Source organism: Saccharopolyspora oryzae (assembly GCF_027853915.1).
Taxonomy (GTDB): domain Bacteria; phylum Actinomycetota; class Actinomycetes; order Mycobacteriales; family Pseudonocardiaceae; genus Saccharopolyspora; species Saccharopolyspora oryzae.
In genome coordinates, this window is sequence record NZ_JAQGLA010000130.1 from 1 (window position 1) to 13,212 (window position 13,212).

Annotated in this window: 14 protein-coding genes; 7 read left to right on the plus strand and 7 right to left on the minus strand. The window is 69.9% G+C overall.

The features are described from left to right. The 4 genes from OU415_RS36295 to OU415_RS36310 form a co-directional block, all read left to right on the plus strand. Window positions 1-724 (plus strand): creatininase family protein (locus OU415_RS36295; RefSeq protein WP_270954233.1); only part of this gene is annotated, 724 nt, incomplete at its 5' end. Window positions 725-735: 11 nt separating this feature from the next. After that, window positions 736-1,338, plus strand: coding sequence for an NADPH-dependent FMN reductase (locus tag OU415_RS36300; protein WP_270954234.1), 603 nt, complete (start codon window positions 736-738; stop codon window positions 1,336-1,338). Window positions 1,339-1,474: 136 nt separating this feature from the next. After that, the gene (locus tag OU415_RS36305) at window positions 1,475-2,044 is read left to right on the plus strand and encodes a PadR family transcriptional regulator (protein ID WP_270954236.1); all 570 of its coding nucleotides are present in this window, start codon (window positions 1,475-1,477) and stop codon (window positions 2,042-2,044) included. Then, the gene (locus tag OU415_RS36310) at window positions 2,031-2,846 is read left to right on the plus strand and encodes an SGNH/GDSL hydrolase family protein (RefSeq protein ID WP_270954237.1); all 816 of its coding nucleotides are present in this window, start codon (window positions 2,031-2,033) and stop codon (window positions 2,844-2,846) included. The genes OU415_RS36305 and OU415_RS36310 overlap by 14 nt, the downstream gene beginning before the upstream one ends. Window positions 2,847-2,873: 27 nt before the next feature. Here OU415_RS36310 and OU415_RS36315 read toward each other — a convergent pair whose 3' ends face one another. Beyond that, entirely contained in the window at window positions 2,874-3,380 is a 507-nt protein-coding gene (locus OU415_RS36315; RefSeq protein ID WP_270954238.1) for a carboxymuconolactone decarboxylase family protein, read from the minus strand. 187 nt (window positions 3,381-3,567) lie between these two features. Here OU415_RS36315 and OU415_RS36320 point away from each other — a divergent pair, with 187 nt between their 5' ends. After that, the gene (locus tag OU415_RS36320; RefSeq protein ID WP_270954239.1) at window positions 3,568-4,362 is read left to right on the plus strand and encodes a hypothetical protein; all 795 of its coding nucleotides are present in this window, start codon (window positions 3,568-3,570) and stop codon (window positions 4,360-4,362) included. Window positions 4,363-4,581: 219 nt separating this feature from the next. Here OU415_RS36320 and OU415_RS36325 read toward each other — a convergent pair whose 3' ends face one another. After that, window positions 4,582-5,754, minus strand: coding sequence for a PucR family transcriptional regulator (locus OU415_RS36325; protein ID WP_270954240.1), 1,173 nt, complete (start codon window positions 5,752-5,754; stop codon window positions 4,582-4,584). Window positions 5,755-6,006: 252 nt separating this feature from the next. Here OU415_RS36325 and OU415_RS36330 point away from each other — a divergent pair, with 252 nt between their 5' ends. Beyond that, on the plus strand, window positions 6,007-7,284 hold the full coding sequence (locus OU415_RS36330; RefSeq protein WP_270954241.1) for an MFS transporter: 1,278 nt from the start codon (window positions 6,007-6,009) through the stop codon (window positions 7,282-7,284). Between the two features lie 67 nt (window positions 7,285-7,351). Here OU415_RS36330 and OU415_RS36335 read toward each other — a convergent pair whose 3' ends face one another. From OU415_RS36335 to OU415_RS36355, 5 genes are all read right to left on the minus strand, one after another. Then, complete coding sequence (locus tag OU415_RS36335; RefSeq protein ID WP_270954242.1) at window positions 7,352-8,158, minus strand: ABC transporter permease; 807 nt, start codon at window positions 8,156-8,158, stop codon at window positions 7,352-7,354. 11 nt (window positions 8,159-8,169) lie between these two features. Beyond that, a complete protein-coding gene (locus OU415_RS36340; RefSeq protein ID WP_270954243.1) occupies window positions 8,170-9,060 on the minus strand; it encodes an ABC transporter permease in 891 nt (296 codons plus the stop codon). Window positions 9,061-9,132: 72 nt separating this feature from the next. Then, window positions 9,133-10,338 carry an ABC transporter substrate-binding protein gene (locus OU415_RS36345; RefSeq protein ID WP_270954244.1) on the minus strand — a complete coding sequence of 402 codons (1,206 nt, stop codon included), beginning with the start codon at window positions 10,336-10,338 and terminating at the stop codon, window positions 9,133-9,135. Window positions 10,339-10,364: 26 nt separating this feature from the next. After that, window positions 10,365-11,456 (minus strand): ABC transporter ATP-binding protein, encoded by a 1,092-nt coding sequence (locus tag OU415_RS36350; protein WP_270954245.1) that lies wholly within the window; start codon window positions 11,454-11,456, stop codon window positions 10,365-10,367. A gap of 29 nt (window positions 11,457-11,485) precedes the next feature. Continuing rightward, a complete protein-coding gene (locus OU415_RS36355; protein ID WP_270954246.1) occupies window positions 11,486-12,904 on the minus strand; it encodes a gamma-aminobutyraldehyde dehydrogenase in 1,419 nt (472 codons plus the stop codon). 162 nt (window positions 12,905-13,066) lie between these two features. On the opposite strand from OU415_RS36355, the gene OU415_RS36360 reads away from it, so the two are divergent. Beyond that, window positions 13,067-13,212, plus strand: a 146-nt coding sequence (locus tag OU415_RS36360) for a GntR family transcriptional regulator (protein ID WP_408641983.1), incomplete at its 3' end; no start/stop codon positions are given.

A 13,212-nucleotide genomic window follows, 5' to 3' on the forward strand; every position in this document is an offset into this window, starting at 1 on the left:
CTCGTCGTCGGTGGCGGTGCTGCCGGTGGGGGCGATCGAACAGCACGGCCCGCACCTGCCGCTGAACACCGATGCGCTGGTCGCCGAGGCCGCCGCGCGGGCGGTGGTCGACCCGCGCGGGCCGGAGCTCGACCTGTGGCTGCTGCCCGCGCTGGCGTTCGGCCGGTCCGTCGAGCACGTCTGGGCGCCGGGCACGCTGTCGCTGTCCACCACGACCTTCGCCGCGGTGCTCGACGACATCGGCCGGTCGGTCGCGGCCACCGGCATCCGGCGGCTGGTGTTCGTCAACGGGCACGGCGGCAACATCTCCGAGATCCACACCGCGTTGCGCGACATCCGGTTGCGGCACGGCCTGATGACGTTCGCCACCAACACCTTCGTCCCCGTCGAACGCGACGAGTCCTTCGCCGACGCGGAGCGCGGTCTGGGGATCCACGGCGGTGCGATGGAGACCTCGCTGGTGCTGCACCTGCGGCCGGACCTGGTCGACCTGTCCGCCGCGCGCCCCCGGATCCCCTTGCGCCTCAACGACAACGAGCACGTCCGGTTCGGCGGCAGCGTCTCCTTCGGCTGGCTCTCCGACGACTTCGGGCCCGACGGCTACCTCGGCGACCCGACCCGGGCCACCGCCGAAGCCGGTGAACGCGGCTTCGCGGCGCTGGTGGCGGCGCTCGGTGACCAGCTCGCCGAGGTCGCCGAGTTCGACTTCGCCCACTTCTCGTGAAGGGATCGGCCATGCAGCACGGCGAATCGACCGGTGGAGGTCCGCTGATCGTCGGGATCGGTGGTACGACGAGGGAAGGTTCCTCCAGCGAACGCGCGCTGCGCTACGCGCTGGGGGTGACCTCGGAGCTCGGCGCGAGGACGCTGGTGTGCGCCGCGACCGAGCTCGACCTGCCGATGTACCGGCCGGAGGAATCCGACCGCAGCCCCGGGGCGGCGCGGCTGGTGGCCGCGCTCCGCCGGGCGGACGGCGTGATCATCGCGTCGCCCGGCTACCACGGCGCGGTCTCCGGGATGATCAAGAACGCCCTCGACTACACCGAGGACCTGCGCACCGACGTCCGCCCGTACCTCGACGGGAGAGCGGTCGGCTGCATCGCGGCGGCCGCCGGCTGGCAGGCGTCGACCTCGACGCTCGCCCAGCTGCGCGCCATCACGCACGCCCTGCGCGGCTGGCCGACCCCGCTCGGCGTTGCGATGAACTCGGCGCTGCCGTGCTTCGACGACGCCGGGACCCCGACCGGTCAGCCCGCGGACCAGCTGCGCGCCATGGCCCACCAGGTCGTCGAGTTCGCCCACCGGAGAGCCCGCGGCCCGGTTCCGCTGGCGGGCTGACGCCGACTCGCCGGACGAGCGCTGCTGCACCCGGTCCTGTCCTTCGCGACCGGGGCTCCTCCTTGGTCAAGATTGTGACTAGTCTGGTTTTTGACTACGGTGGCTGTGGTCGACTTCGAGCGAGGAGTGATGTGCGGTGGCGTTGCGGCATGCGGTGCTCGCCGCGTTGCTGGACGGTGAGCACAGCGGCTACCAGCTGGCCAAGGCTTTCGACGTGGGCATGGCGAACTTCTGGCACGCGCTGCCCCAGCAGCTCTACGCGGAGCTGGCGAAGCTGGAGCGCGAGGGTTTGCTCGCCGGCCGGGAGGTAGTGCAGGAGAGCCGGCCGAACAAGCGGCTGTTCTCGGTGACCGATGCCGGCCTCGCCGAACTGCACCGGTTCGCCGCCGCGCCGTCCAAGCCCTCGTCCATCCGCGACGACCTCATGGTCAAGGTCGCGGCCGCGGACTCGGTCGACGCCGCTGCGCTGATCGAGCAGCTGGAGGAGCGGGCGGGGATCGCCGCCGCGAAGATCGAGCTGTTCGAGCAGCTCCTGCGCAAGATGCGCGGTGACCTCGACGAAGCGGAATTCCTGGCTCGAGGTGCTCGGATCGGCCCCTACCTGACGTGCTTGCGGGGGCGGCGGTTCGAGCGCGAGAACCTGGACTGGTGCAACGAGGCGGTTTCCGTCCTGAGGGCGAGGGAGGGCTCGGATGCCCAGTTGTGACCGCACGCGGGAAGCGCACGGCTACCAGCGGTTCGTGGCGCTCGGCGACAGCCAGACCGAAGGGCTCAACGACGGCGACGAGGTGGTGGGGTACCGCGGTTGGGCCGACCGCCTCGCCGAGCACTTGGCGGTCGGGAACCCGCAGCTGGAGTACGCGAACCTCGCGGTGCGCGGGCGGTTGGCCCACGAGGTCCGCGCGGAGCAGGTGCGGCCGGCGCTGGAGCTGGCGCCCGACCTCGTCACCGTCATGGCCGGTGTGAACGATCTGATCCGCCCGCGCTTCGACGCCGAAGCCGTGAGCGGTCACATCGAGCACGTGCTCAGCGCGTTCGCGGCCGCAGGCGCCACGGTCGTCACCTTCACCTACCCGGACCCGGGGCTGCGCATGGCGGTCGGACGGTTGCTCACCGCGCGGACCCGGGAGCTCAACGACCGCATCCGGGCCGCGGCGAACCGCCACGGGGCCGTGGTCGCGGACCTGTCCGCCCACCCCGTCACGTCCGATCCCCGGCTGTGGAGCGGCGATCGGCTGCACCTGAACGCTCTCGGGCACACCCGGTTGGCCGCGGCTGTCGGGCACACCCTGGACCTGCCGGGCAGCAGCGCCGATTGGGGCGAACCCCTCCCGGTGCAGCGATCGGTTCCCGGGCTGCGCCGGGCAGGGGAGGAGCTCCGGTGGGTGGCGGGATTCGTCGGCCCCTGGATCGGTCGCCGGATCCTCGGCCGGTCGTCGGGTGATGGTCGCGGCGCGAAGCGCCCGGTTCTCGAACCCGTGCACGTGGCGTCCCGCGCCGAGAGCTGACGTGCGGCGAATGTCGGTGCGGGGCAACTAAGTTCCGGCTACCAGGTTGAACGTGCCGGTGAGCTGGTTCAGGACGACGAGCCCTACGACGTCGGCGATCGCGTGGTCGCTCCATCCGTTCCCGGTGAGCGCGGAGATCTCCTCGTCGGTGATCGCCGCTGGTTCCACGAGCACCTTGAGCGCGAAGGCGATGAGCTCGGCCTCCCGGGGGTCGGTGGAGGTCGCCTGCCGGGCCAGTGCGATGTCGGAGTCGGTGAGACCGGCTTCCTTCGCCGCTTCGCGGTGCGCGTTGAGGCAGGTCTCGCAGCCGAGCCATTCCTGGACGGCCAGGGAGATCTTCTCGCTGAGCGCGCGGGGCAGCTTGATGCGCTTCACGGCTCTGGAGAGCGAGAGGTAGCCCTGGAGGAGCGCGGGCGAGTGGGCCATCGTGCGGATCATCTCGCCAGCGGATCCGTGGCGGGCGATGATCTCCTCGAGCTGCTCGCGTGACTTGGCGGGGGCTTCCGCCGGCTCCAACGCCTTCAAACGTCGCATCGCATGTCCTCGGGTTCGGAGGGCCGATCCAGTAGCTGGATATATACCCCCTATGGGTATGTAGATCAACCATGACACATACCCCTGATGGGTATGCGGTGAATCACATTGCGCTGCCGCTTGGCCCTTGGCATATTTCTCGCCATCGGAGCATATACCCCTAGGGGGTATGTGGGAGGAGATGACGATGAACGAGTCGACGCATGCCGGCCACCACGGGCACACCGGCGCCCACCACGAGCACGCTGCCGCCCACCACGGACACGGGGGCGCGCCGGGAGGACTGCAGATCTCGAAGGACGGCTACACGTTCGCCCCGGAAACCGCGCGGCTGGTCGCGGGGGAGGCCGCCGACTACCGGTTCCGGATCCTCGGTCCCGGTGGAACCGCCGTGACCTCGCTGGCCGAGGTGCACGGGAAGAAGATCCACCTCATCGTGGTCCGCCGGGACCTCACCCGCTTCTGGCACGTGCACCCGGTCGAAGTCGGCGGCGGGACCTGGTCGGTGCCGCTGGACCTGGTGGAGGCGGGGGAGTACCGGGTGTTCGTCGACTTCCAGCCCGAGGGAGCGGCCGGGCTCACGCTCGGCGCGGACCTGGCGGTCGCCGGCGACTACCAACCGCGTCCGGTGCCGGAGGTGGCCGCGGTGTCGGAGGTCGACGGCTACGAGGTCGTGCTCAACGGCGAACTGGTGGCAGGACAGGCGAATCCGCTCACCCTCGAGGTGCGCCGCGGCGGCGCTCCGGTCACCGATCTGCAGCCGTACCTCGGCGCCTACGGGCACCTCGTCGCGCTCCGGCTCGGCGACCTCGCGTACCTGCACGTCCACCCGGACGGTTCGCCGGACGACGGTGCGACCCTCCCGGGCCCGGAGGTCGCGTTCCACGCGGCGGTGCCCGGGCCGGGTACCTACCGGCTGTTCCTCGACTTCAAGCACGCGGGAGCAGTTCGCACCGCCCAGTTCACGGCGGTCGCCGGGTGACCCGACCGCTGCGGGCGGGCTCCGCCGGGGCCCACCCGCAGTTCCCGACACCGCGCTTCGCCTCCGGATGCAGCCGATTTCTCGTGCTCCCGCACAGCACGGTCCCTGCGGTCACCGGCCGGGATCAAAATTCCATTGAAATCGGACCTCCGATTTCCATTGAATTTGCGGAAGTCGACCGGACGTCGGAACCTCCTGCCGCTGGGGGCAGTTCGGGGATCAGGTCTGGTCGTCTCGGTGCTCGTCGCTGGCCAAGGCGACGAGGACTGCGGCAGCGTGTTCCGGGCGGGTGACGTCGCGGCCGGTGAGCTCGGCGAAGCGGTGCAGCCGGTTGAGCACCGTGTTGCGGTGACAGAAGATCTCGTTGGCGACAGCGCTGATCGAACCGGACTTCAGGTAAGCGCGCACCGTCTCGAACAGCCGCTCCCGCTCGTGCGGGGTCGTGGCGTCCACCGACGGCAGCACTTCGTCGCGCAGCGCGGCGCTGATCTCCGGTGATCGTGCTGCGACGACGTGCGCCCACCGCTCGACGAGCCGGTGCGGACCGCCTTGCCCGGCCGAGGTGGTCGCGGCGACCTCCACGCTGATCCACAGCGCGCGCGGGAGGTCGGCGAGCCCGTCCGCGATCGGGCCGATGCCGCACGGCACCCCGTCGAGCCAGCGGGCCGGTGCTCCGTGCGACCGGGGTGGCAGCTCGGCGATGAGGATCTGCCGGCGGTCGATGGTCTGCACGTGGACCGGAACCGCGCTCGCGCGCAGCTGATCGGCGACCTGGCGCAGCGGCCGCGGCGCGTCGGAGGGCGCGGCGGCGACCAGGAACCGGCCCTTCGGGTCCATGTCCAGCACCTGCGCGACCTGCGCGACGATCTGCGCGTCGCGACCCCGGGTCGCCAGCAGCGAATCCACCAGGCGGCTGCGCTCGTGCTCGCGTTCCCCGGCCAGCGCGTCGGCTTCTTTCGCGTAGGCCATGTGCACCCCGGTGCTGTAGTCCTCGACGACGTCCCAGACGCGAACCGTGTTGTGCACCATGCGCGGGAGTTCGGACGGGTCCACCCGCCGCAGGAACGCCGACCACAACACCCGGAAGTCCAGGCGCACCGCGCGCAGCAGCACGTCCAGCGGCACGCCGAGGTGCACGCGCCGACGTCCGATCCGTTCGCAGGAGTTCTCGAGCCGCTGCGGAACGGGGAGGCCCGCGATGGTGCGCAGGAGGAATTCGATGCTGGCCGCCGCGTCGTGGCGCAGCTCGTCCTCCGGGACGGCGCCGCTGGCGTAGGGCTCGATCGCGCTGAGCTCGGCGAGGAAGTCGTCGACCAGTTCGTCCAGGTCGGTCAAGCACGCGTGCACCAGGTCGCGGAGCTGCCCGGCGGACATGACCTCGAGGTCCGGCATGTGCGTGCGCCCATCTCGTCGGGATCTGCGGTGGTCGATCGCCCATTATGCTGGGTGATCAGCCGGCGTCCAGGCCCGATTTCCGCCTCCCGGCGCCGCATTCGGATGTGCATCTGCCCAGGTTCGGGGCTGCAGGTAGCGACGTTTCGTCATTGTGCTGGGCTCCTGCCGCGCGCAGGCTGTCCGCAACCATTCGCCGGGTCGAGCAACGGAGTTGCCATGACATCTGCTGCGACGAGGGGTGCACCGCGCGTGACCGATGCCGAGGCGAGGCGGATCGCTTTCGCCGCGTTCGTCGGCACCGCGCTCGAGTGGTACGACTACTTCCTCTACGGCACCGCCGCTTCGATCGTGTTCAACCGCCTCTACTTCGTCAGCGGTGACCCGCTGGTGGCCACGCTGGCGGCCTTCGCGTCGTTCGCCGTGGGGTTCGTGGCCCGGCCGATCGGCGCGGTGATCTTCGGGCACGTCGGTGATCGCCGCGGTCGGCGCACCTCGCTGCTGATCACGGTGACGATGATCGGCGTGGTCACCGCGCTGATCGGTGTGCTGCCCGACTTCGCCGCGATCGGCGTCGCAGCCCCGGTCCTGCTGACGCTGCTGCGCGTGCTGCAGGGCATCGCCGTCGGCGGTGAGTGGGGCGGTGCCGTGACGCTCGCGGTGGAGCACGCGCCGCCGGAACGCCGCGGCCGGTACGCGGCCCTGCCGCAGGTCGGCTCGCCGATCGGAACCCTGCTGTCCTCGGGCGCTTTCGCGCTGGTGTCGCTGATGCCCGCCGAGTCCTTCGACGCCTGGGGCTGGCGACTTCCGTTCCTGGCCGCGGTTCCGCTCCTGTTCGTCGCGCTCTACCTGCGTCGGCGCGTCGAGGAGTCGCCGCTGTTCACCGAACTGCTCGAACAGCAGGAGCGCTCCTCGCTGCCGGTCGTGGAGGTCCTGCGGAGGTCCTTCGGCCGGGTGCTGACCGGCCTGGCGGCCTCGCTGCTCGGCGTGGGCGGGTTCTACCTGCTGACGACGTTCGCGATCAGCTACGGGACCGAAACCCTCGGCCTGTCCCGCTCCTTGATGCTCGGCGCGACGCTCGTGGCAGCGGTCGTGGAGATCGCCATCCTGCTGTTCTTCGGCCGCCTGGCCGAACGGATGGGCCCGGGCCGGGTCTGCGTCGCAGGGGGTGTCGCTTCCGCGCTCGTCGCGTTCCCGGTGTTCTGGCTGATCGACACGAAGAACCCGGTCTTGGTGGTCCTGGCGATCACGATCGGGGTGGCGTGCCTGTCGGTGCCCTACGCGGTCGCGGGCTCGCTGCTCACCGAGCTCTTCCCGCCGCAACTCCGCTACAGCGGCGTCTCCATCTCGTTCAACCTGGGCGGAGTGGTCAGCGGTTTCGTCCCCCTGATCGCCACCTCGGTCCTGGCGGCCAGCGGCGAGCAGTCCTGGTCGGTGGCCTTGGTCCTCGTGGCCCTCTCGGTCCTGACCGCGCTGGGCGGAGCCCTCGGAGAACGCCTCCGGCTCGAGGACGAGGTGACCGCCACCTGATCCCGCCGCCCCACGAGGTGGAAGGCGCCTCGGATTCGGCCGAGGTGCCTTCCACCGGTGCGAGGCGCTAGAGGCGGCCGCCGGCGTTGGTGTCCCCGGAGAGGCGTTGGGCGAGGTAGACGGGGACGGTGGAGAAGACGATCAGGACCGCCGCGACCACGTTGACGATGGGGGCCTGGTTGGGGCGGAACAGGTTGTTGAGGATCCAGATCGGCAGCGTCTCCATGCCGGTGCCGAGGGTGAACGTGGTGACGATGATCTCGTCGAAGGACAGCGCGAACGCCAGCAGCCCGCCGGCCAGCAGGGCGGAGCGCAGCATCGGGAACGTCACCAGGGTGAACGTCGTGATGCCGTTGGCGCCGAGGTCCATCGACGCCTCCTCGAGGTTGCCGCCCATCCGGCGCAGGCGGGCCACGACGTTGTTGAACACCACCACGATGCTGAACGTCGCGTGCGCGACGATCACCGTGAACAGGCCGAGGTCGATGCCCAGGATGGTGCGGAAGGCGTTGTTGAGCGCGATGCCGGTGACGATGCCCGGCAGCGCGATCGGCAGGATGACCAGCAACGACACCTGATCGCGGCCGAAGAAGCGGAACCGCTGCAGGGCGAAGGCCGCCATCGTGCCGAGCACCAGCGCGATCGCCGTCGAGACCACGCCGACCAGCGCGCTCGTCGCCAGCGCGTCGAGGGCGCCCTGGTTGCCCAGCGCCCGCTGCCACCACTCCAGGGTGAAGCTCGAGGGCGGCCAGGCGAACGTGGTGTCGGCGTTGACCGAGTTGAGCAGCACGACCAGCAGCGGGAAGTAGATCACCGCCAGGCCGAGCACGAGCGCGCCCAGCAGCACCAGCCGGGTCGTTCGGGTAGCACTCATCGCAGCGGCTCCTAGAGGTTGTCGAGTGCACCGGTGCGGCGCACGGCCGCCAGGTAGCAGAGCATGATCACGACGGGGACGGTGGCCACCGTCGCGGCGAACGGCAGGTTGTTGGCCGCGCCGATGTTGTCGTAGACGACGTTGCCCAGCATCTGGTTGGTGCCGCCGACGATCTTGACCGCGATGTAGTCGCCCAGCGACAAGGAGAACGTGAAGATCGAACCCGCCACGATCGCCGGGAAGACCAGCGGCAGCACCACGGAGCGGAAGCTGCGCCACGGCTTGGCACCCAGGTCGCTGGAAGCGTCCACGAGGGACTCCGGGAGCCGTTCCAGACCCGCGTAGATCGGCAGGATCATGTACGGCAGCCACAGGTAGGACAGCGTGATGACGGTGGCCGGCAGCCCGTACCCGGGCGAGTCCAGGCCCAGCGGGCTCAGCAGCCAGTGCACGACCCCGTTGCCGGAGAGCATGACCCGCCACGCGTAGGCCTTGACCAGGTAGCTCGCCCACAGCGGGGTCATGATGGCGATGACCAGCAGCCGTTGCGCCCGGGGCGAGGCGAACTTGGCCATGTAGTAGGCCATCGGGAACGCGATCACCGCGTCCACGACCGTGACCAGCAGGGCGATCCCGAGCGTGCGCAGCGTGACGGTGCGGTAGACCTCGTCGGTGAGCAGCGTCGTGAAGTTCTCCAGCGACCACTCGATCACCACCTTGCCGGTGAACGGGTCGGTGCGCCAGAACGCGGTGATGAACAGGGCGGCCAGGGCTCCGAGGTAGGCCAGTCCCAGCCACAGCATCGGCGCGGACAGCAGCAGTCCCAACCGGAGCTTCGGTCTGCGGTACAGCAAGCTCGACGACCGGCGCGGTGCGCGCTCGGTGGTGACCGTGGTTGTCATCTCTCTCGTTCCTCGCTCATCGGGGGTGGGGCGGTCGGTGGCTCCCGCGGGCCACCGACCGCGCATGCCGCGTCAGCCCTTGATCTCGGTCCAGGCGCGGGTCCACTCGCCGTAGTCCTTGCACTTGACGTCGGTGCGCCCGTCCAGGCACTGCTCGATCGGCGTCGTCCAGTACCAGATCCGGGAGGCGAAGTCGGCGTCACCGGCGTGGTAGGTCGCGCAGTGGTTGCGGTCCTCGGTCAGCTCGCAGGACTTCGGGTTGGCCGGGGACTCGCCGAAGTACTCGGCGACCTTCGCATTGGCCTCCGGGCTCACGATGTGGTCGAGCCACTTGTAGGCGCAGGTCTTGTGCTGGGACTTCGCCGAGACCATCCAGGTGTCCGACCAGCCGGTCGCACCTTCGCTGGGCAGCGTGGCGGCGATCGGCGCGCCTTCGGACTGGGTCAGGTTCACCGTGACCTGCCAGGCGGTTCCGACGTGCGCGTCGCCGTTCTTGAACGCCTGGCTCTCCTTGAGGTAGTCCGACCAGTACTCGCTCACGTTCGGCCGCTGCTGCTTGAGCAGGTCGACGGCGGCCTGGAACTGCTTGTCGTCGAGCGCGTAGGGGTTCTTGATGCCCAGCTCGGGCTGGTGCTGCATCAGGTAGAGCGCCGCGTCGGCGATGTAGATGGGCGAGTCGTAGGCGATGACCTTGCCCTTCTGCGGCGAGTTCTGGTCGAACATCACCGACCACGAGTCGGGGGCGGGCTGCACCTTGTCCGTGCGGTAGGTCAGCAGGTTCGCGCCCCAGCCGTGGGGCACGCCGTAGGGGGTGCCGTTGACGCTGTTCCACGGCTTGTCCTTCAGGAACGGGAACAGGTCGTTGTAGTTGGGCACCAGCGCCGGGTTGATCGGTTCGACGTCGCCGGCCGCAACCAGCCGCAGCGAGGCGTCGCCGGAGGCCGAGATGACGTCGTACTGGCCGGTCTTCATCAGGTTCACGGCCTCGTCGGAGGTGCCGAACGGCTTGACGTTGACCTGGCAGCCGGTGTCCTTCTCGAACGACGTCACCCAGTCCACTGCCGGGTCGTTCGAGCCGTCCTCGGCGTATCCGGGCCAGGCCAGGACGTTGAGCTCGCCTTCGGGCTGGCCTAGCTTGTCGAGCGCGGGAAGCGCCGGCGGGGTGAAGCCCTGGGCGCCGGGCGTCGAGTCGGAGGAACCGCCCGTGCCGCAGGCGGTGACCGCGGTGGCGGTGGCCAGCACGCCCGCGAGCAGGCTCAACTTCTTGCGGTGACGCATCGGATTTCTCCTGTCCGTAGCAGGGATCAGTGATTCGCTTCGGTGAGGCAGAAGCTGTGCTCGTCGCGCCAGACGAGGCGGACTTCGCTGCCGGTGGGGTGCTCGAGGGCCCCGGCGCCGGTGTTGGGGCGCACCACCGACAGCCGGGCGCCGGCGTGCAGCGACACCTCGTAGCGCACCGACGCACCGGCGTAGACGGCATCGGTCACCGTGCCGGTCGCGCTGGTTTCCCCTGGTGCGGCACCGATTTCGCGGTCGGCGTCGATGCGGATCTTCTCCGGCCGGATGCTGTAGATGCCCCGGCTGCCGATGACCGCTTCGGCGCTGGCGCCGCTGAGCAGGTTCGAGGTGCCGACGAATCCGGCGACGAACGGGCTGGCGGGCCGCTCGTAGACCTCCGCGGGCGTGCCGACCTGCTCGATGCGCCCCTGGTTGAACACCGCGATGCGGTCGCTCATCGTCAGCGCTTCGTCCTGGTCGTGGGTGACGAAGACGAACGTGATGCCCACCTCGCGCTGGATCTGCTTGAGCTCCAGCTGCATCTCCTGCCGCAGCTTGAGGTCCAGCGCGCCCAGCGGTTCGTCGAGCAGCAGCACCTTCGGCCGGTTGACCAGCGCTCGCGCCAGCGCCACGCGTTGGCGTTGACCGCCGGAGAGCTGAGCGGGCTTTCGGTCGCCGTGCTCGCCGAGCCGCACGCTGCGCAGCGCTTGCAAGGCGCGTTCGCGACGTTCGGCCTTCGGCACCCGCTTGACCCGCAGCCCGTACTCGACGTTGCCGAGCACGCTCATGTGCGGGAACAGCGCGTAGTCCTGGAACACCGTGTTGACGTCGCGCTGGAACGGCGCCGCGGCGCTGACGTCGTGACCGTCGAGCTCCACGGTGCCGCTGGTGGGCAGCTCGAAACCGGCGATCATCCGCAGCACCGTCGTCTTGCCCGAACCCGACGGGCCGAGCATGGAGAAGAACTCCCCGCCGGCGATGTCGAGGTCGACCCCGTCCACGGCGTGCACCTGGCCGAAGGACTTGCGCAGCTCGCGCAGCCGCACGGCCGGCTCGGAGCCGTTCGCGGCCTCCGCCGACGAGCTGCCGACCAGCGTTGAAGTTGAATTCGGCGACATCGTCTGCCTTCCTGATTTCTGGGCGGTGGTCAGAAAGCGCTCATGACGTGCTTGACGCGCGTGTAGTCCTCGAGCCCGTAGAGCGAGAGGTCCTTGCCGTAGCCGGACTTCTTGAACCCGCCGTGGGGCATCTCGGCGACCAGCGGGATGTGGGTGTTGATCCAGACGCAGCCGAACTCCAGCTCGCGGGACATCCGGGTGGCGCGCCCGTGGTCAGCGGTCCACACCGAGGAGGCCAGGGCGTAGTCGACGCCGTTGGCCTTGGCCAGCGCGTCGTCCTCGTCGCTGAAGCGCTGGACGGTGATCACCGGGCCGAAGACCTCGTTCTGCACGATCTCGTCGTCCTGGCGGACGTCGGAGATCACGGTCGGCTCGAAGAAGTAGCCCTGGTCTCCGACCCGCTTGCCGCCGGTGCGGACGACGGCGTGGTCGGGCAACCGCTCGACGAACCCGGACACCCGCTCCAGCTGGGCGGCGTTGTTCAGCGGGCCGTAGGCCACGTCCTCGTCGTCGGGCATCCCGGTGTTGGTCGCCTCGGCCTGCTCGACCAGCGCGGCGACGAACTCGTCGTGCACCGATTCGTGCACCAGGACCCGGGTCGCGGCGGTGCAGTCCTGACCGGCGTTGAAGAACCCGGCGGCGGCGATGCCTTCCGCGGCGGCAGGAAGGTCGGCGTCGGCGAAGACCAGCACCGGGGCCTTGCCGCCCAGTTCCAGGTGCACGCGCTTGAGGTCGGTGGCCGCGGCACCGGCGACCTCGATCCCGGCGCGCACCGAGCCGGTGATCGACGCCATCGCCGGCGTCGGGTGCGTGATGAGCGCGCGGCCGGTGTCGCGGTCGCCGCACAGCACGTTGAACACGCCCGGCGGCAGGAACTCGGAGCAGATCTCGGCCAGCAGGAGCGTCGACGCCGGGGTGGTGTCGGCGGGTTTGAGGACGACGGTGTTGCCCGCGGCCAGCGCCGGCGCGATCTTCCAGATCGCCATCAGCAGCGGGTAGTTCCACGGCGTGACCTGCGCGCACACGCCGACCGGCTCGCGGCGGACGTAGGAGGTGTGCCCGGCCATGTACTCGCCTGCGGCCTTGCCCTCCAGCACCCGCGCCGCGCCGGCGAAGAAGCGCACCTGGTCGAGGACCATCGGGATCTCTTCGGCGTGGGTGAGCGCGATCGGTTTGCCGGTGTTGGCGGATTCGACGCGGACGATCTCCTCGGCGCGGGACTCGATCGCGTCGGCGATGCGGGTCAGCGCGAGCTGGCGTTCGCCCGGCGTGGTGTCGCGCCACGTCCGGAACGCCGCTGCCGCGGTCCGCACCGCCTCGTCGACGTCCTGGGCGTCGGCGACGGGGGCGGTGCAGTACGGCCGGCCGGTGACCGGATCGATGATCTCGGCGACGCGGCCCGAGCGGGAATCGGCGTGGTCGCCGCCCACGAAGTGCTTGAGCTCCACGGGATTCCTCCTAGTCAGAGGGGCGGAAGGACCTCGATGAGCCGAAAACATATAAGGCTATATGTAATATGACAAGAGTTTCCGGCAAGATTGGTTCCGCAGGACCGAGAGGAGCCGGGGAAGCACATGGGCGAACGGGTGCCGCATCGCGCGCGATCAGCGATGTTCGCGCCGCTGGACCAGACCGGCCGCGTGGAGGCGGTGACCAGACGGCTGGTCGACGCCATCACGCTCGGCCTGTTCGCCGACGGGGAGCAGCTGCCCACCGAGGCGGAGCTGGCCGGCCAGTTCGGCGTCTCGACGGTCAC

Excerpts from the sequence above, each read along its gene's own strand:
- OU415_RS36310 (WP_270954237.1), top strand. The coding sequence starts at position 2,031 with ATGCCCAGTTGTGACCGCACGCGGGAAGCGCACGGCTACCAGCGGTTC.
- OU415_RS36340 (WP_270954243.1), bottom strand. The coding sequence starts at position 9,060 with ATGACAACCACGGTCACCACCGAGCGCGCACCGCGCCGGTCGTCGAGC.
- OU415_RS36350 (WP_270954245.1), bottom strand. The coding sequence starts at position 11,456 with ATGTCGCCGAATTCAACTTCAACGCTGGTCGGCAGCTCGTCGGCGGAG.
- OU415_RS36315 (WP_270954238.1), bottom strand. The coding sequence starts at position 3,380 with ATGCGACGTTTGAAGGCGTTGGAGCCGGCGGAAGCCCCCGCCAAGTCA.
- OU415_RS36335 (WP_270954242.1), bottom strand. The coding sequence starts at position 8,158 with ATGAGTGCTACCCGAACGACCCGGCTGGTGCTGCTGGGCGCGCTCGTG.
- OU415_RS36320 (WP_270954239.1), top strand. The coding sequence starts at position 3,568 with ATGAACGAGTCGACGCATGCCGGCCACCACGGGCACACCGGCGCCCAC.
- OU415_RS36325 (WP_270954240.1), bottom strand. The coding sequence starts at position 5,754 with ATGCCGGACCTCGAGGTCATGTCCGCCGGGCAGCTCCGCGACCTGGTG.
- OU415_RS36345 (WP_270954244.1), bottom strand. The coding sequence starts at position 10,338 with ATGCGTCACCGCAAGAAGTTGAGCCTGCTCGCGGGCGTGCTGGCCACC.
- OU415_RS36300 (WP_270954234.1), top strand. The coding sequence starts at position 736 with ATGCAGCACGGCGAATCGACCGGTGGAGGTCCGCTGATCGTCGGGATC.